This window comes from Roseivivax sp. THAF197b (assembly GCF_009363255.1).
Taxonomy (GTDB): domain Bacteria; phylum Pseudomonadota; class Alphaproteobacteria; order Rhodobacterales; family Rhodobacteraceae; genus Roseivivax.
The window spans coordinates 65,712-84,228 of the sequence record NZ_CP045321.1; the positions used below are offsets into that span (position 1 = coordinate 65,712).

Genomic DNA, 18,517 nt, shown 5'->3' on the forward strand with positions numbered 1-18,517 from the left:
ACGTTTTCCTGCTCAAGCTTTGACGCCGTTTGATGCTCCAAATGCCCTATAGCTGTCTGTTCTACCGTCGCTTCTGCCGGTAACGTCATCTAGTCACATGAATTCTAAGCTTAGAATTTGACTTCGAGGTTCCCTGTCACGCTCGGTCTCATTGTGTCAATTAAATCGATGCCAAAGTTTAAGCTGCCGACAGCTCCTAGCCGTCGTTCATAGAAGGCGCCCATGGAGCTTCTACGTGCGTTGCTATCGACCTCCAAGTTGGCTTCGAAGCCCCAGGACGTCCCGTTGAGCGCGTCCGTGCGAACCAGTTCAACACCACCTCGTATGCCACAAATCGAACCATGGTCAGCACCAAAAGTGGCATCACAGTATATGCCCGGGGCGAAGATTGTCGTTTGAGAGTATCGTTCCTCGCCTGAGTACGGATCTGTGTCACCAAACGCAAAATCCAATTCTCCCAGGAAGCGTATCCCGCTTTGATCCTCGAGACTCAGTGTCGAGCTTTCATTGTAACCTGGAATTGAAGCGGTCACGTTCGCATTTAATGCTGAGGCATAACGCAAATGTGCTCCGAAACGTGGCACCAGAGTAAAGCTTTCGTATTCCCGCTCGCCCGAAACGGACAATCCACCGAACAAAGCCCAGTAGTCGTAGCGTCCATCCGCGTCGATGTCCGTAGGCGCGGTATTCGAGAAAGTCAGGTCATAGTCATGACGGCCGATGGAGCCAGCAGCATAATAGTCCAAGATCAATCTGCTCTGGTTGAAAGCTTTTGCTCCGTAGAGTCCACCAAATCCTCCGATTCCTGTGATATTGCCATCTGCGCGACCGGAAAGCACACTCGTCTGGCTGCCGTAGAGGCCAAGGAAATAGCCCCGCAGATGCTCGGCGCCAACCAAGCGTTCGTATTGCCAAGTTGCGGAGAGTGCTGCCTGCATTCCCAAATCATCCGTGTCGCTCAGGCTGAAATCGCCACGAATGATCTGACGTTCGCCAGTGAAGCAATCATAGGTTTCACCGCCAAAAGTTCCCTTCGTGTTGAGACCGGCGGCACCGGCCTCCGCAGAGCCTGCAACGTCGAAAGGCGTAATCACTCCGCAGGGCATGTTCTCCGCGATCTCTTGTGCACTCCGCTGGATAACTCTGAACTCGACCCGGCGGTTCATCGCCATGCCTTCGGGGGTGCTGTTATCTGCGATCGGCAAGTTCTCACCATATCCGACCGCCATGAGACGATCGACATTGACATTACGCTTTCGCAAGGCTTCGAGCACCGCGTTCACACGACGGTGGCTAAGATCGAGATTGTAGTCCTTACCGCCGCGGAAGTCTGTGTGCCCGCCGATTTCGATGCGGGCGCTTTCACAAGACCCCATGATGCGTGCCAGACGATCCAGAAGGGCCGCGCTTTCATCCCTGATCACAGCGCTCGCCGTGTCGAACAAGATGGGCTGTCTGCGCACCTCATCATTCAACGCGGCTACACAGCGGTCCGGCAACAGGGCCGCAAGACGGTCGCGTGCACCACCAGCGATATCTTCGAATAACATCGACTGTTTGGTTGTGGTTTCCCGCAGGTCATCCTCAAGAATCTGCTCCAGCTCGTCCTTGATCTGGCCAACTAGATCGAGACCGATCATTGTCGCAACCTCATTTGAGGTCGAGCTTGCGTTTGCGCCTGCCGAGCTTTGGCCAAGTGCCTGTGCGACGTTTGTGACGGACCCGCTCCGAATATCCTCATAGGTGAGCGCATATGTGAATGTGAGCGTCACGGACTCGCCCGGCGCCAAAGCCGGAACAACGTCCGCACCCACACCCAATTCATCCGAAAGATTAACCGGGCTCAGAACCACGTTGCCGGTGTTCGTAACGACCAGTGTGTAGGTGAGGATATCCCCGACATTCGGATTTGTAACTTGAGTGATGTCAACGCTGAGAGACGTTGAAAGCTCGGGCAAACTCAGAATCCGAAGGATCGTTGGATCGTTGTTGCTGTTCAGAGATCCGGAAATATCGCTGACAGCCGCCGCAGCGGTCGGTGTATCGCCCGACGCAATGGCCGTGTTATTCACAGATCCTGCATCTACGTCGGATTGAACGATCGTATAGGTCGCAGTCAGGGAGCTGTCTGTTGCACCTGGCGCCAATGGCCCGGCAATCGTACCAATGACTCCGCCGAGAAGCGGATCATCTACATCAATGGAACTCAGGGTCACGTTTCCTGTATTCGTCACATCGAATGTGTAGGTGATCACGTCACCGGCATCAGTCACACCAGATCCGTTCGTGTCGGCAACGGTCGCCTGCTTGACAAGGGCAATGCCAGGCGCATCCGGAAGCGGCGTCACAGTCGGGTCATCGGGGTTTCCGTCGCCATCGCTGTCACGATCCGATAGATCCGACGGATCGTCGGACAGGCTTGAGACAGCCGCGCCATCCGGATCCTCTGCAGTGACCCGGGCCGTGTTCGTCACACTACCATTGTCGATATCATCCTGTGTCAGCTCGTAACTCGCCCGGAAGGTATTCGCATCCGAAGCCCCGGGAGCAAGATCGATCGGGCCTCCAATGATTGGAACAAGCGGGTCGCTGACGGTCACGCCGGTGAGCGTCACATTGCCCGTATTTGTCACGGTGAAGGTGTAGGTGATCAAGTCACCAACACTGGCAACACCATCACCACCATTATCCAGCGTTGCGGATTTTGAAAGCGTAATGCTCGGGAGTTGATCGTAATCGAGCGCGACCGAGGCCGGGTTCGAGACGTTACCGTCATTGTCCGCGACCGTGTAGGTGATCGGCGTCGGGTCGGCGGTGAAGCCCGCCTCGGGGGTGAAGGTGATCTCGCCGGTGGTGGTATCCACCGACCAGGTGCCCTCGCCCGGGACGATCAGGTCGTCGCCCGCAGCCGCGGTGCCCGCGATCTGAACGGTGGCCGGATCGAGCGTGCCATCTGGGTCGCTGTCATTGCCCAGGACATCGGCCACGGCCGGTGTGTTGGTGGGCAGGCCCGTCACGGTGTCATCGACGGCGGTCGGCGACTGCGCGTCGAAGTCGAGCGCGACCGAGGCCGGGTTCGAGACGTTACCGTCATTGTCCGCGACCGTGTAGGTGATCGGCGTCGGGTCGGCGGTGAAGCCCGCCTCGGGAGTGAAGGTGATCTCGCCGGTGGTGGTATCCACCGACCAGGTGCCCTCGCCCGGGACGATCAGGTCGTCGCCCGCAGCCGCGGTGCCCGCGATCTGAACGGTGGCCGGATCGAGCGTGCCATCTGGGTCGCTGTCATTGCCCAGGACATCGGCCACGGCCGGTGTGTTGGTGGGCAGGCCCGTCACGGTGTCATCGACGGCGGTCGGCGACTGCGCGTCGAAGTCGAGCGCGACCGAGGCCGGGTTCGAGACGTTACCGTCATTGTCCGCGACCGTGTAGGTGATCGGCGTCGGGTCGGCGGTGAAGCCCGCCTCGGGGTGAAGGTGATCTCGCCGGTGGTGGTATCCACCGACCAGGTGCCCTCGCCCGGGACGATCAGGTCGTCGCCCGCAGCCGCGGTGCCCGCGATCTGAACGGTGGCCGGATCGAGCGTGCCATCTGGGTCGCTGTCATTGCCCAGGACATCGGCCACGGCCGGTGTGTTGGTGGGCAGGCCCGTCACAGTGTCATCGACGGCGGTCGGCGACTGCGCGTCGAAGTCGAGCGCGACCGAGGCCGGGTTCGAGACGTTACCGTCATTGTCCGCGACCGTGTAGGTGATCGGCGTCGGGTCGGCGGTGAAGCCCGCCTCGGGAGTGAAGTTGATCTCGCCGGTGGTGGTATCCACCGACCAGGTGCCCTCGCCCGGGACGATCAGGTCGTCGCCCGCAGCCGCGGTGCCCGCGATCTGAACGGTGGCCGGATCGAGCGTGCCATCTGGGTCGCTGTCATTGCCCAGGACATCGGCCACGGCCGGTGTGTTGGTGGGCAGGCCCGTCACGGTGTCATCGACGGCGGTCGGCGACTGCGCGTCGAAGTCGAGCGCGACCGAGGCCGGGTTCGAGACGTTACCGTCATTGTCCGCGACCGTGTAGGTGATCGGCGTCGGGTCGGCGGTGAAGCCCGCCTCGGGAGTGAAGGTGATCTCGCCGGTGGTGGTATCCACCGACCAGGTGCCCTCGCCCGGGACGATCAGGTCGTCGCCCGCAGCCGCGGTGCCCGCGATCTGAACGGTGGCCGGATCGAGCGTGCCATCTGGGTCGCTGTCATTGCCCAGGACATCGGCCACGGCCGGTGTGTTGGTGGGCAGGCCCGTCACGGTGTCATCGACGGCGGTCGGCGACTGCGCGTCGAAGTCGAGCGCGACCGAGGCCGGGTTCGAGACGTTACCGTCATTGTCCGCGACCGTGTAGGTGATCGGCGTCGGGTCGGCGGTGAAGCCCGCCTCGGGGTGAAGGTGATCTCGCCGGTGGTGGTATCCACCGACCAGGTGCCCTCGCCCGGGACGATCAGGTCGTCGCCCGCAGCCGCGGTGCCCGCGATCTGAACGGTGGCCGGATCGAGCGTGCCATCTGGGTCGCTGTCATTGCCCAGGACATCGGCCACGGCCGGTGTGTTGGTGGGCAGGCCCGTCACAGTGTCATCGACGGCGGTCGGCGACTGCGCGTCGAAGTCGAGCGCGACCGAGGCCGGGTTCGAGACGTTACCGTCATTGTCCGCGACCGTGTAGGTGATCGGCGTCGGGTCGGCGGTGAAGCCCGCCTCGGGAGTGAAGGTGATCTCGCCGGTGGTGGTATCCACCGACCAGGTGCCCTCGCCCGGGACGATCAGGTCGTCGCCCGCAGCCGCGGTGCCCGCGATCTGAACGGTGGCCGGATCGAGCGTGCCATCTGGGTCGCTGTCATTGCCCAGGACATCGGCCACGGCCGGTGTGTTGGTGGGCAGGCCCGTCACGGTGTCATCGACGGCGGTCGGCGACTGCGCGTCGAAGTCGAGCGCGACCGAGGCCGGGTTCGAGACGTTACCGTCATTGTCCGCGACCGTGTAGGTGATCGGCGTCGGGTCGGCGGTGAAGCCCGCCTCGGGGTGAAGGTGATCTCGCCGGTGGTGGTATCCACCGACCAGGTGCCCTCGCCCGGGACGATCAGGTCGTCGCCCGCAGCCGCGGTGCCCGCGATCTGAACGGTGGCCGGATCGAGCGTGCCATCTGGGTCGCTGTCATTGCCCAGGACATCGGCCACGGCCGGTGTGTTGGTGGGCAGGCCCGTCACGGTGTCATCGACGGCGGTCGGCGACTGCGCGTCGAAGTCGAGCGCGACCGAGGCCGGGTTCGAGACGTTACCGTCATTGTCCGCGACCGTGTAGGTGATCGGCGTCGGGTCGGCGGTGAAGCCCGCCTCGGGGTGAAGGTGATCTCGCCGGTGGTGGTATCCACCGACCAGGTGCCCTCGCCCGGGACGATCAGGTCGTCGCCCGCAGCCGCGGTGCCCGCGATCTGAACGGTGGCCGGATCGAGCGTGCCATCTGGGTCGCTGTCATTGCCCAGGACATCGGCCACGGCCGGTGTGTTGGTGGGCAGGCCCGTCACGGTGTCATCGACGGCGGTCGGCGACTGCGCGTCGAAGTCGAGCGCGACCGAGGCCGGGTTCGAGACGTTACCGTCATTGTCCGCGACCGTGTAGGTGATCGGCGTCGGGTCGGCGGTGAAGCCCGCCTCGGGGTGAAGGTGATCTCGCCGGTGGTGGTATCCACCGACCAGGTGCCCTCGCCCGGGACGATCAGGTCGTCGCCCGCAGCCGCGGTGCCCGCGATCTGAACGGTGGCCGGATCGAGCGTGCCATCTGGGTCGCTGTCATTGCCCAGGACATCGGCCACGGCCGGTGTGTTGGTGGGCAGGCCCGTCACGGTGTCATCGACGGCGGTCGGCGACTGCGCGTCGAAGTCGAGCGCGACCGAGGCCGGGTTCGAGACGTTACCGTCATTGTCCGCGACCGTGTAGGTGATCGGCGTCGGGTCGGCGGTGAAGCCCGCCTCGGGAGTGAAGGTGATCTCGCCGGTGGTGGTATCCACCGACCAGGTGCCCTCGCCCGGGACGATCAGGTCGTCGCCCGCAGCCGCGGTGCCCGCGATCTGAACGGTGGCCGGATCGAGCGTGCCATCTGGGTCGCTGTCATTGCCCAGGACATCGGCCACGGCCGGTGTGTTGGTGGGCAGGCCCGTCACGGTGTCATCGACGGCGGTCGGCGACTGCGCGTCGAAGTCGAGCGCGACCGAGGCCGGGTTCGAGACGTTACCGTCATTGTCCGCGACCGTGTAGGTGATCGGCGTCGGGTCGGCGGTGAAGCCCGCCTCGGGGGTGAAGGTGATCTCGCCGGTGGTGGTATCCACCGACCAGGTGCCCTCGCCCGGGACGATCAGGTCGTCGCCCGCAGCCGCGGTGCCCGCGATCTGAACGGTGGCCGGATCGAGCGTGCCATCTGGGTCGCTGTCATTGCCCAGGACATCGGCCACGGCCGGTGTGTTGGTGGGCAGGCCCGTCACGGTGTCATCGACGGCGGTCGGCGACTGCGCGTCGAAGTCGAGCGCGACCGAGGCCGGGTTCGAGACGTTACCGTCATTGTCCGCGACCGTGTAGGTGATCGGCGTCGGGTCGGCGGTGAAGCCCGCCTCGGGGTGAAGGTGATCTCGCCGGTGGTGGTATCCACCGACCAGGTGCCCTCGCCCGGGACGATCAGGTCGTCGCCCGCAGCCGCGGTGCCCGCGATCTGAACGGTGGCCGGATCGAGCGTGCCATCTGGGTCGCTGTCATTGCCCAGGACATCGGCCACGGCCGGTGTGTTGGTGGGCAGGCCCGTCACGGTGTCATCGACGGCGGTCGGCGACTGCGCGTCGAAGTCGAGCGCGACCGAGGCCGGGTTCGAGACGTTACCGTCATTGTCCGCGACCGTGTAGGTGATCGGCGTCGGGTCGGCGGTGAAGCCCGCCTCGGGAGTGAAGGTGATCTCGCCGGTGGTGGTATCCACCGACCAGGTGCCCTCGCCCGGGACGATCAGGTCGTCGCCCGCAGCCGCGGTGCCCGCGATCTGAACGGTGGCCGGATCGAGCGTGCCATCTGGGTCGCTGTCATTGCCCAGGACATCGGCCACGGCCGGTGTGTTGGTGGGCAGGCCCGTCACGGTGTCATCGACGGCGGTCGGCGACTGCGCGTCGAAGTCGAGCGCGACCGAGGCCGGGTTCGAGACGTTACCGTCATTGTCCGCGACCGTGTAGGTGATCGGCGTCGGGTCGGCGGTGAAGCCCGCCTCGGGGTGAAGGTGATCTCGCCGGTGGTGGTATCCACCGACCAGGTGCCCTCGCCCGGGACGATCAGGTCGTCGCCCGCAGCCGCGGTGCCCGCGATCTGAACGGTGGCCGGATCGAGGCGTGCCATCTGGGTCGCTGTCATTGCCCAGGACATCGGCCACGGCCGGTGTGTTGGTGGGCAGGCCCGTCACGGTGTCATCGACGGCGGTCGGCGACTGCGCGTCGAAGTCGAGCGCGACCGAGGCCGGGTTCGAGACGTTACCGTCATTGTCCGCGACCGTGTAGGTGATCGGCGTCGGGTCGGCGGTGAAGCCCGCCTCGGGGTGAAGGTGATCTCGCCGGTGGTGGTATCCACCGACCAGGTGCCCTCGCCCGGGACGATCAGGTCGTCGCCCGCAGCCGCGGTGCCCGCGATCTGAACGGTGGCCGGATCGAGCGTGCCATCTGGGTCGCTGTCATTGCCCAGGACATCGGCCACGGCCGGTGTGTTGGTGGGCAGGCCCGTCACGGTGTCATCGACGGCGGTCGGCGACTGCGCGTCGAAGTCGAGCGCGACCGAGGCCGGGTTCGAGACGTTACCGTCATTGTCCGCGACCGTGTAGGTGATCGGCGTCGGGTCGGCGGTGAAGCCCGCCTCGGGGTGAAGGTGATCTCGCCGGTGGTGGTATCCACCGACCAGGTGCCCTCGCCCGGGACGATCAGGTCGTCGCCCGCAGCCGCGGTGCCCGCGATCTGAACGGTGGCCGGATCGAGCGTGCCATCTGGGTCGCTGTCATTGCCCAGGACATCGGCCACGGCCGGTGTGTTGGTGGGCAGGCCCGTCACGGTGTCATCGACGGCGGTCGGCGACTGCGCGTCGAAGTCGAGCGCGACCGAGGCCGGGTTCGAGACGTTACCGTCATTGTCCGCGACCGTGTAGGTGATCGGCGTCGGGTCGGCGGTGAAGCCCGCCTCGGGAGTGAAGGTGATCTCGCCGGTGGTGGTATCCACCGACCAGGTGCCCTCGCCCGGGACGATCAGGTCGTCGCCCGCAGCCGCGGTGCCCGCGATCTGAACGGTGGCCGGATCGAGCGTGCCATCTGGGTCGCTGTCATTGCCCAGGACATCGGCCACGGCCGGTGTGTTGGTGGGCAGGCCCGTCACAGTGTCATCGACGGCGGTCGGCGACTGCGCGTCGAAGTCGAGCGCGACCGAGGCCGGGTTCGAGACGTTACCGTCATTGTCCGCGACCGTGTAGGTGATCGGCGTCGGGTCGGCGGTGAAGCCCGCCTCGGGAGTGAAGGTGATCTCGCCGGTGGTGGTATCCACCGACCAGGTGCCCTCGCCCGGGACGATCAGGTCGTCGCCCGCAGCCGCGGTGCCCGCGATCTGAACGGTGGCCGGATCGAGCGTGCCATCTGGGTCGCTGTCATTGCCCAGGACATCGGCCACGGCCGGTGTGTTGGTGGGCAGGCCCGTCACGGTGTCATCGACGGCGGTCGGCGACTGCGCGTCGAAGTCGAGCGCGACCGAGGCCGGGTTCGAGACGTTACCGTCATTGTCCGCGACCGTGTAGGTGATCGGCGTCGGGTCGGCGGTGAAGCCCGCCTCGGGAGTGAAGGTGATCTCGCCGGTGGTGGTATCCACCGACCAGGTGCCCTCGCCCGGGACGATCAGGTCGTCGCCCGCAGCCGCGGTGCCCGCGATCTGAACGGTGGCCGGATCGAGCGTGCCATCTGGGTCGCTGTCATTGCCCAGGACATCGGCCACGGCCGGTGTGTTGGTGGGCAGGCCCGTCACAGTGTCATCGACGGCGGTCGGCGACTGCGCGTCGAAGTCGAGCGCGACCGAGGCCGGGTTCGAGACGTTACCGTCATTGTCCGCGACCGTGTAGGTGATCGGCGTCGGGTCGGCGGTGAAGCCCGCCTCGGGAGTGAAGGTGATCTCGCCGGTGGTGGTATCCACCGACCAGGTGCCCTCGCCCGGGACGATCAGGTCGTCGCCCGCAGCCGCGGTGCCCGCGATCTGAACGGTGGCCGGATCGAGCGTGCCATCTGGGTCGCTGTCATTGCCCAGGACATCGGCCACGGCCGGTGTGTTGGTGGGCAGGCCCGTCACGGTGTCATCGACGGCGGTCGGCGACTGCGCGTCGAAGTCGAGCGCGACCGAGGCCGGGTTCGAGACGTTACCGTCATTGTCCGCGACCGTGTAGGTGATCGGCGTCGGGTCGGCGGTGAAGCCCGCCTCGGGAGTGAAGGTGATCTCGCCGGTGGTGGTATCCACCGACCAGGTGCCCTCGCCCGGGACGATCAGGTCGTCGCCCGCAGCCGCGGTGCCCGCGATCTGAACGGTGGCCGGATCGAGCGTGCCATCTGGGTCGCTGTCATTGCCCAGGACATCGGCCACGGCCGGTGTGTTGGTGGGCAGGCCCGTCACGGTGTCATCGACGGCGGTCGGCGACTGCGCGTCGAAGTCGAGCGCGACCGAGGCCGGGTTCGAGACGTTACCGTCATTGTCCGCGACCGTGTAGGTGATCGGCGTCGGGTCGGCGGTGAAGCCCGCCTCGGGAGTGAAGGTGATCTCGCCGGTGGTGGTATCCACCGACCAGGTGCCCTCGCCCGGGACGATCAGGTCGTCGCCCGCAGCCGCGGTGCCCGCGATCTGAACGGTGGCCGGATCGAGCGTGCCATCTGGGTCGCTGTCATTGCCCAGGACATCGGCCACGGCCGGTGTGTTGGTGGGCAGGCCCGTCACGGTGTCATCGACGGCGGTCGGCGACTGCGCGTCGAAGTCGAGCGCGACCGAGGCCGGGTTCGAGACGTTACCGTCATTGTCCGCGACCGTGTAGGTGATCGGCGTCGGGTCGGCGGTGAAGCCCGCCTCGGGGTGAAGGTGATCTCGCCGGTGGTGGTATCCACCGACCAGGTGCCCTCGCCCGGGACGATCAGGTCGTCGCCCGCAGCCGCGGTGCCCGCGATCTGAACGGTGGCCGGATCGAGCGTGCCATCTGGGTCGCTGTCATTGCCCAGGACATCGGCCACGGCCGGTGTGTTGGTGGGCAGGCCCGTCACGGTGTCATCGACGGCGGTCGGCGACTGCGCGTCGAAGTCGAGCGCGACCGAGGCCGGGTTCGAGACGTTACCGTCATTGTCCGCGACCGTGTAGGTGATCGGCGTCGGGTCGGCGGTGAAGCCCGCCTCGGGAGTGAAGGTGATCTCGCCGGTGGTGGTATCCACCGACCAGGTGCCCTCGCCCGGGACGATCAGGTCGTCGCCCGCAGCCGCGGTGCCCGCGATCTGAACGGTGGCCGGATCGAGCGTGCCATCTGGGTCGCTGTCATTGCCCAGGACATCGGCCACGGCCGGTGTGTTGGTGGGCAGGCCCGTCACGGTGTCATCGACGGCGGTCGGCGACTGCGCGTCGAAGTCGAGCGCGACCGAGGCCGGGTTCGAGACGTTACCGTCATTGTCCGCGACCGTGTAGGTGATCGGCGTCGGGTCGGCGGTGAAGCCCGCCTCGGGAGTGAAGGTGATCTCGCCGGTGGTGGTATCCACCGACCAGGTGCCCTCGCCCGGGACGATCAGGTCGTCGCCCGCAGCCGCGGTGCCCGCGATCTGAACGGTGGCCGGATCGAGCGTGCCATCTGGGTCGCTGTCATTGCCCAGGACATCGGCCACGGCCGGTGTGTTGGTGGGCAGGCCCGTCACGGTGTCATCGACGGCGGTCGGCGACTGCGCGTCGAAGTCGAGCGCGACCGAGGCCGGGTTCGAGACGTTACCGTCATTGTCCGCGACCGTGTAGGTGATCGGCGTCGGGTCGGCGGTGAAGCCCGCCTCGGGAGTGAAGGTGATCTCGCCGGTGGTGGTATCCACCGACCAGGTGCCCTCGCCCGGGACGATCAGGTCGTCGCCCGCAGCCGCGGTGCCCGCGATCTGAACGGTGGCCGGATCGAGCGTGCCATCTGGGTCGCTGTCATTGCCCAGGACATCGGCCACGGCCGGTGTGTTGGTGGGCAGGCCCGTCACAGTGTCATCGACGGCGGTCGGCGACTGCGCGTCGAAGTCGAGCGCGACCGAGGCCGGGTTCGAGACGTTACCGTCATTGTCCGCGACCGTGTAGGTGATCGGCGTCGGGTCGGCGGTGAAGCCCGCCTCGGGAGTGAAGGTGATCTCGCCGGTGGTGGTATCCACCGACCAGGTGCCCTCGCCCGGGACGATCAGGTCGTCGCCCGCAGCCGCGGTGCCCGCGATCTGAACGGTGGCCGGATCGAGCGTGCCATCTGGGTCGCTGTCATTGCCCAGGACATCGGCCACGGCCGGTGTGTTGGTGGGCAGGCCCGTCACGGTGTCATCGACGGCGGTCGGCGACTGCGCGTCGAAGTCGAGCGCGACCGAGGCCGGGTTCGAGACGTTACCGTCATTGTCCGCGACCGTGTAGGTGATCGGCGTCGGGTCGGCGGTGAAGCCCGCCTCGGGAGTGAAGGTGATCTCGCCGGTGGTGGTATCCACCGACCAGGTGCCCTCGCCCGGGACGATCAGGTCGTCGCCCGCAGCCGCGGTGCCCGCGATCTGAACGGTGGCCGGATCGAGCGTGCCATCTGGGTCGCTGTCATTGCCCAGGACATCGGCCACGGCCGGTGTGTTGGTGGGCAGGCCCGTCACGGTGTCATCGACGGCGGTCGGCGACTGCGCGTCGAAGTCGAGCGCGACCGAGGCCGGGTTCGAGACGTTACCGTCATTGTCCGCGACCGTGTAGGTGATCGGCGTCGGGTCGGCGGTGAAGCCCGCCTCGGGGTGAAGGTGATCTCGCCGGTGGTGGTATCCACCGACCAGGTGCCCTCGCCCGGGACGATCAGGTCGTCGCCCGCAGCCGCGGTGCCCGCGATCTGAACGGTGGCCGGATCGAGCGTGCCATCTGGGTCGCTGTCATTGCCCAGGACATCGGCCACGGCCGGTGTGTTGGTGGGCAGGCCCGTCACAGTGTCATCGACGGCGGTCGGCGACTGCGCGTCGAAGTCGAGCGCGACCGAGGCCGGGTTCGAGACGTTACCGTCATTGTCCGCGACCGTGTAGGTGATCGGCGTCGGGTCGGCGGTGAAGCCCGCCTCGGGAGTGAAGGTGATCTCGCCGGTGGTGGTATCCACCGACCAGGTGCCCTCGCCCGGGACGATCAGGTCGTCGCCCGCAGCCGCGGTGCCCGCGATCTGAACGGTGGCCGGATCGAGCGTGCCATCTGGGTCGCTGTCATTGCCCAGGACATCGGCCACGGCCGGTGTGTTGGTGGGCAGGCCCGTCACGGTGTCATCGACGGCGGTCGGCGACTGCGCGTCGAAGTCGAGCGCGACCGAGGCCGGGTTCGAGACGTTACCGTCATTGTCCGCGACCGTGTAGGTGATCGGCGTCGGGTCGGCGGTGAAGCCCGCCTCGGGAGTGAAGGTGATCTCGCCGGTGGTGGTATCCACCGACCAGGTGCCCTCGCCCGGGACGATCAGGTCGTCGCCCGCAGCCGCGGTGCCCGCGATCTGAACGGTGGCCGGATCGAGCGTGCCATCTGGGTCGCTGTCATTGCCCAGGACATCGGCCACGGCCGGTGTGTTGGTGGGCAGGCCCGTCACGGTGTCATCGACGGCGGTCGGCGACTGCGCGTCGAAGTCGAGCGCGACCGAGGCCGGGTTCGAGACGTTACCGTCATTGTCCGCGACCGTGTAGGTGATCGGCGTCGGGTCGGCGGTGAAGCCCGCCTCGGGAGTGAAGGTGATCTCGCCGGTGGTGGTATCCACCGACCAGGTGCCCTCGCCCGGGACGATCAGGTCGTCGCCCGCAGCCGCGGTGCCCGCGATCTGAACGGTGGCCGGATCGAGCGTGCCATCTGGGTCGCTGTCATTGCCCAGGACATCGGCCACGGCCGGTGTGTTGGTGGGCAGGCCCGTCACGGTGTCATCGACGGCGGTCGGCGACTGCGCGTCGAAGTCGAGCGCGACCGAGGCCGGGTTCGAGACGTTACCGTCATTGTCCGCGACCGTGTAGGTGATCGGCGTCGGGTCGGCGGTGAAGCCCGCCTCGGGAGTGAAGGTGATCTCGCCGGTGGTGGTATCCACCGACCAGGTGCCCTCGCCCGGGACGATCAGGTCGTCGCCCGCAGCCGCGGTGCCCGCGATCTGAACGGTGGCCGGATCGAGCGTGCCATCTGGGTCGCTGTCATTGCCCAGGACATCGGCCACGGCCGGTGTGTTGGTGGGCAGGCCCGTCACGGTGTCATCGACGGCGGTCGGCGACTGCGCGTCGAAGTCGAGCGCGACCGAGGCCGGGTTCGAGACGTTACCGTCATTGTCCGCGACCGTGTAGGTGATCGGCGTCGGGTCGGCGGTGAAGCCCGCCTCGGGGGTGAAGGTGATCTCGCCGGTGGTGGTATCCACCGACCAGGTGCCCTCGCCCGGGACGATCAGGTCGTCGCCCGCAGCCGCGGTGCCCGCGATCTGAACGGTGGCCGGATCGAGCGTGCCATCTGGGTCGCTGTCATTGCCCAGGACATCGGCCACGGCCGGTGTGTTGGTGGGCAGGCCCGTCACGGTGTCATCGACGGCGGTCGGCGACTGCGCGTCGAAGTCGAGCGCGACCGAGGCCGGGTTCGAGACGTTACCGTCATTGTCCGCGACCGTGTAGGTGATCGGCGTCGGGTCGGCGGTGAAGCCCGCCTCGGGAGTGAAGGTGATCTCGCCGGTGGTGGTATCCACCGACCAGGTGCCCTCGCCCGGGACGATCAGGTCGTCGCCCGCAGCCGCGGTGCCCGCGATCTGAACGGTGGCCGGATCGAGCGTGCCATCTGGGTCGCTGTCATTGCCCAGGACATCGGCCACGGCCGGTGTGTTGGTGGGCAGGCCCGTCACAGTGTCATCGACGGCGGTCGGCGACTGCGCGTCGAAGTCGAGCGCGACCGAGGCCGGGTTCGAGACGTTACCGTCATTGTCCGCGACCGTGTAGGTGATCGGCGTCGGGTCGGCGGTGAAGCCCGCCTCGGGGGTGAAGGTGATCTCGCCGGTGGTGGTATCCACCGACCAGGTGCCCTCGCCCGGGACGATCAGGTCGTCGCCCGCAGCCGCGGTGCCCGCGATCTGAACGGTGGCCGGATCGAGCGTGCCATCTGGGTCGCTGTCATTGCCCAGGACATCGGCCACGGCCGGTGTGTTGGTGGGCAGGCCCGTCACGGTGTCATCGACGGCGGTCGGCGACTGCGCGTCGAAGTCGAGCGCGACCGAGGCCGGGTTCGAGACGTTACCGTCATTGTCCGCGACCGTGTAGGTGATCGGCGTCGGGTCGGCGGTGAAGCCCGCCTCGGGGTGAAGGTGATCTCGCCGGTGGTGGTATCCACCGACCAGGTGCCCTCGCCCGGGACGATCAGGTCGTCGCCCGCAGCCGCGGTGCCCGCGATCTGAACGGTGGCCGGATCGAGCGTGCCATCTGGGTCGCTGTCATTGCCCAGGACATCGGCCACGGCCGGTGTGTTGGTGGGCAGGCCCGTCACGGTGTCATCGACGGCGGTCGGCGACTGCGCGTCGAAGTCGAGCGCGACCGAGGCCGGGTTCGAGACGTTACCGTCATTGTCCGCGACCGTGTAGGTGATCGGCGTCGGGTCGGCGGTGAAGCCCGCCTCGGGGGTGAAGGTGATCTCGCCGGTGGTGGTATCCACCGACCAGGTGCCCTCGCCCGGGACGATCAGGTCGTCGCCCGCAGCCGCGGTGCCCGCGATCTGAACGGTGGCCGGATCGAGCGTGCCATCTGGGTCGCTGTCATTGCCCAGGACATCGGCCACGGCCGGTGTGTTGGTGGGCAGGCCCGTCACAGTGTCATCGACGGCGGTCGGGAGAAAATCGTAACTGATCGAGATGTCTGCCGCTGCGGACGGTGCTCCATTCGTATCCGAAACGATGTACGGTGCAACGGTTGGATCGGATGCAAACCCAGCCTCGGGAGTAAAGGTGACGTCACCTGTGATAGGATTGACAACCCAGACACCTTCATTTGGAACCGAGAGCGTCTTTCCATCCGCAGCAAGTATCGAGCCCGCAGGCGCTCCTGTTCCTGTAAGTACTACGGTTGTTGGATCGATTGGAAAATCATTTTCCACGTCGTTGGCTAGAACAGAGACAGTGACTATCGCATCAGCTGTGTTGTTGTTAGAAATATCATCTACTGCGGTAGGGGCGCTGATTGTTACAGGTACAGGAGAGGAGAAATCAAAGAATGCGCGAACATTTTGAGTCCCCTCAACATCGTCATAGTAAATGGTAAATGCATCCGTCGGAGTTGAGGGACTAAAGCTTGCTTGGCCGTCCGTCGGGTTGTTCACGCCGTCTGGACCGGTGACAAATGTACCTACTCCGCCAGCAGAACTCAGCCGCGCAACTTGATTGGCATAAGCTGGAGGTGACGCAAAGCTGTTAACTTCCATCCCATTCAAGTTGGACCACGTGCCTGGAACGCTTGCCGAAAAAGCATCTCTGGACGCGCTGCCGTCGAAGTCGTCCATGTCCAGAAATCCGATTTGGCGAATAAAAAAGCCATTTGTTCGGAACTGCATCGCAACCGTTTGACCAGCAGCACAACCAACTCCACTGCCAGCGTTCACAGTGACTCTACCAGATGCATCTGAGCTGAAGCACGCCGCAGGAGATGGAGTGCCTGTAATTGTTATAGTATTGCCGTTCCCATCCGACATGATGACGGTGTCATCATTGGGGACCGAGCTCACCGAGAAGGACTGAGCCAATGCTACGGTCACGAATGAAATCGTGAACAAGACGCTTTGGAAGAGTAGCCCCAGTGCCACCTTCATAAGCTTCCTCAAACCTGTAGAGATCATCTATGCCGCCTCAAATGCCGTGTGCGTCTTCTGAAAAGTTTTTCCGCCGTCTTAAGGCAACCTGAGATGACTTGAGAACGCACCATTTGGCAGCAGAATTTTTGTCATGCTCGTGTTGCATTTCCGCACACGCAAAGCGGCGGATTTCCGGCGCTGCAAGTCCTATGAAGTTCCCTTATCGGACGTGAAGAGATATACTGCGACACAGTCTCAAAATCAGCGAATTTTCAGGGAAAGCGATAGATTCAAAGACCGACAAATCGACATCAGCGCCCTCCGGTGCGCTCGATGATGCGAGCGGCGACGAGAGAGCAAAAGGCAGGCAATAACATCGCCCTGCCCGCCCATGTCGCCGGGTCGGGCACGCTGGGTCGCCTTTTCGACACCGCGCGATTACGCCCAGGCTGCGGCTTCCGAGAACGCGATCAAGGCCTTAACCAAGGACTGGGCTCACTTCGCACGCTGGTGCCGCATGAAAGGCGCGGAGCCACTGCCCCCATCCCCAGAGATGACCGGACACTATCTCGCGGACCTGGCGGCCGGGTCGGGCCCCTCCCCTGCCCTCGCTGTCAGCACGATTGACCGCCGCCTCTCGGGTCTCGCCTGGACCTACGCGCAGCGGGGCCTCACTCTAGATCGCAAGGACCGCCACATCGCGACTGTCCTGGCTGGAATAATCCAGAGACACGCGCGCCCGCCAGTCCAGAAGGCCGTAATTCTCGCCGAATACATCCTCGCGATGGTCGCCACCCTTCCTTTCGTTCTGCGCGGGCTGCGAGATCGCGCGTTCCTTTTGATTGGCTACGCTGGCGGCCTTCGTCGCACAGAAATCGTGACCCTCGATGTGGGTAAGGACGACACGCCAGACAGTGGCGGATGGGTCGAGATCCTGAAGAAGGGTGCTCTTCTCACCCTCAATGCAAATAGCGGCCGGCGCGAAGTCGAGATCGGCCGCGGCTCCAAGGAACAGGGCTGCCCGGTCCACGCCCTCCAGCGATGGCTGCACTTCGCCAGGATCGTTTTCTGTCCGGTCTTCGTTGCCACCTCGCGGGACGGCAACAACGCACTCGAAACGCGGCTCAACGATAAACACGTCGCGTTTGATCAAACGCACCGTTCTGGACGCCGACATCCGGGCCGACCTACCGCAGGCGAACCGTTTGGCGCTGTTTTCCGGTCACTCGCTGCGCGCCAGTCTCGCGAGTTCAGCCGAGGTCGACGAGCGCTGTGTCCGGAAACAGCTTGGCCACACTTCGGCCAAGATGACACGTCGCTACCAGCGCCTCCGAGATCGGTTCCGGCGGAACCTGACCAAGTCCGCCCGCCTATAGCCTTCAGTCCGCAAGCGGTCGTTTATTAGTGATACATAAAATTGCAAACGGCCAGATTTCATGCCCCTGATAGGCTATGCCCGCGTTTCCACAGAGGATCAGACCCCCCTGCCCCAGTCCGAGGCGCTGCAATCGGCGGGCTGTGCCGAGATCTTTGAAGAGCACGCCTCAGGCGGCAATCGCGCGCGTCCTGTGCTCACGCGGGTGCTCGAACGCGTCCAGAGCGGCGATACGCTGGTCGTCGTGCGGATCGACCGGCTTGCGCGGTCTCTGTCGCACTTACTGGAGGTGATCGAGCGTCTGGAGGCCAAGGGAGCTTTCTTCCGCTCGCTGCAGGACCCCATCGACACCGCCTCCCCTCAAGGAAAATTCACATTGCAGGTTCTGGGCGCCGCGGCGGAGTTCGAACGCGCGCTGATACGTGAGCGCACGAAGGCCGGGCTTGTCTCTGCGCGCGCCAAGGGCCGCGTTGGTGGCAATCCTGGGCTTCGCACCAAAGACCCCGCCGCGCTGCGCAAGGTGTGGCTGGCACGACAGGACGGCTACATGGAGCGCCTGAACGAAACCGCGCAGGATTGGGTGCCCCACGTGCGACGCCTGCGGCCGGATATGGCCTGGGAAGATGTTTTGCGAATCATTAATGGCCCCCTGCCCCACGACCGGCACTGGACCCAAAGCCGCCTACTCCGTGCTGTGAAAGCCTATGTCCGCGACGGGTTTCTACCAGATGCTGTGCTTGGCCGCGCCGGACGCCGCGAAACCGATGACCGCCTGCCGGCTATCGTGGCTGCCATCAAAGGCTCGGACCCCGAAATAACACTGCAGGCGATCTGCGACCGGCTGGAATCGATGCGTGAGCGCACCCCTCGAGGGCGCACCAGCTGGCAGCCGTCTTCGGTCAAAATGCTGCTTGAGCGTGCGGAAAAGTTGGGGCTCCTCTGAACACGACACTTGTGTTGGCCTAACAGATTGCCACTAAATCTAGAAAGTGCTTGCACGAATCTGGCTGCTCGGGCAATAGTCTCGAAAAATAACGCGCGGTCACATAAAAAACGCGCCCACGGATCGGGGCAGAC

13 protein-coding genes and 2 pseudogenes are annotated in these 18,517 nt (G+C 65.1%); 2 read left to right on the top strand and 13 right to left on the bottom strand.

Translation table 11 applies throughout. The features are described 5' to 3' along the window. Positions 1-110 precede the first annotated feature (110 nt). The 13 genes and pseudogenes from FIV09_RS20010 to FIV09_RS20785 all read right to left on the bottom strand — a co-directional run. A complete protein-coding gene (locus FIV09_RS20010; protein WP_152453397.1) occupies positions 111-3,335 on the bottom strand; it encodes an OmpA family protein in 3,225 nt (1,074 codons plus the stop codon). Beyond that, positions 3,332-4,288 carry an Ig-like domain-containing protein gene (locus FIV09_RS20015; protein ID WP_152453399.1) on the bottom strand — a complete coding sequence of 319 codons (957 nt, stop codon included), beginning with the start codon at positions 4,286-4,288 and terminating at the stop codon, positions 3,332-3,334. The genes FIV09_RS20010 and FIV09_RS20015 overlap by 4 nt, the downstream gene beginning before the upstream one ends. After that, positions 4,285-4,923, bottom strand: a complete 639-nt coding sequence (locus FIV09_RS20020; protein ID WP_172975808.1) for an Ig-like domain-containing protein — start codon at positions 4,921-4,923, stop codon at positions 4,285-4,287. Before FIV09_RS20020 ends, FIV09_RS20015 begins: the two co-directional genes overlap by 4 nt. Then, a complete protein-coding gene (locus tag FIV09_RS20515) occupies positions 4,920-5,240 on the bottom strand; it encodes an Ig-like domain-containing protein (RefSeq protein WP_152453403.1) in 321 nt (106 codons plus the stop codon). The genes FIV09_RS20020 and FIV09_RS20515 overlap by 4 nt, the downstream gene beginning before the upstream one ends. After that, entirely contained in the window at positions 5,237-5,557 is a 321-nt protein-coding gene (locus FIV09_RS20025; RefSeq protein WP_152453403.1) for an Ig-like domain-containing protein, read from the bottom strand. The genes FIV09_RS20515 and FIV09_RS20025 overlap by 4 nt, the downstream gene beginning before the upstream one ends. After that, the gene (locus tag FIV09_RS20030; RefSeq protein WP_152453405.1) at positions 5,554-6,510 is read right to left on the bottom strand and encodes an Ig-like domain-containing protein; all 957 of its coding nucleotides are present in this window, start codon (positions 6,508-6,510) and stop codon (positions 5,554-5,556) included. Before FIV09_RS20030 ends, FIV09_RS20025 begins: the two co-directional genes overlap by 4 nt. Next, positions 6,507-7,463 carry an Ig-like domain-containing protein gene (locus FIV09_RS20035; protein WP_172975809.1) on the bottom strand — a complete coding sequence of 319 codons (957 nt, stop codon included), beginning with the start codon at positions 7,461-7,463 and terminating at the stop codon, positions 6,507-6,509. The genes FIV09_RS20030 and FIV09_RS20035 overlap by 4 nt, the downstream gene beginning before the upstream one ends. Then, positions 7,460-7,780: an Ig-like domain-containing protein gene (locus FIV09_RS20520; protein ID WP_152453403.1), complete on the bottom strand. Its 321-nt coding sequence runs from the start codon at positions 7,778-7,780 to the stop codon at positions 7,460-7,462. The genes FIV09_RS20035 and FIV09_RS20520 overlap by 4 nt, the downstream gene beginning before the upstream one ends. Then, entirely contained in the window at positions 7,777-10,005 is a 2,229-nt protein-coding gene (locus FIV09_RS20040; protein WP_152453409.1) for an Ig-like domain-containing protein, read from the bottom strand. Before FIV09_RS20040 ends, FIV09_RS20520 begins: the two co-directional genes overlap by 4 nt. Continuing rightward, the gene (locus tag FIV09_RS20045) at positions 10,002-11,912 is read right to left on the bottom strand and encodes an Ig-like domain-containing protein (protein ID WP_152453411.1); all 1,911 of its coding nucleotides are present in this window, start codon (positions 11,910-11,912) and stop codon (positions 10,002-10,004) included. The genes FIV09_RS20040 and FIV09_RS20045 overlap by 4 nt, the downstream gene beginning before the upstream one ends. Next, positions 11,909-14,455: an Ig-like domain-containing protein gene (locus FIV09_RS20050; RefSeq protein ID WP_152453413.1), complete on the bottom strand. Its 2,547-nt coding sequence runs from the start codon at positions 14,453-14,455 to the stop codon at positions 11,909-11,911. Before FIV09_RS20050 ends, FIV09_RS20045 begins: the two co-directional genes overlap by 4 nt. Beyond that, a complete protein-coding gene (locus FIV09_RS20780) occupies positions 14,452-15,090 on the bottom strand; it encodes an Ig-like domain-containing protein (RefSeq protein ID WP_172975808.1) in 639 nt (212 codons plus the stop codon). The genes FIV09_RS20050 and FIV09_RS20780 overlap by 4 nt, the downstream gene beginning before the upstream one ends. Before the next feature lie 111 nt (positions 15,091-15,201). Then, positions 15,202-16,110: pseudogene (locus FIV09_RS20785) on the bottom strand (hypothetical protein); the annotation flags it as partial. A 239-nt stretch (positions 16,111-16,349) separates the two neighbouring features. Between FIV09_RS20785 and FIV09_RS20675 the strand changes: the two are divergent. Together FIV09_RS20675 and FIV09_RS20065 are read left to right on the top strand one after the other, a co-directional pair. Then, positions 16,350-17,441 (top strand): annotated as a pseudogene (locus FIV09_RS20675) (tyrosine-type recombinase/integrase). Between the two features lie 60 nt (positions 17,442-17,501). Continuing rightward, complete coding sequence (locus FIV09_RS20065; RefSeq protein WP_090525067.1) at positions 17,502-18,383, top strand: recombinase family protein; 882 nt, start codon at positions 17,502-17,504, stop codon at positions 18,381-18,383. Positions 18,384-18,517 lie beyond the last annotated feature (134 nt).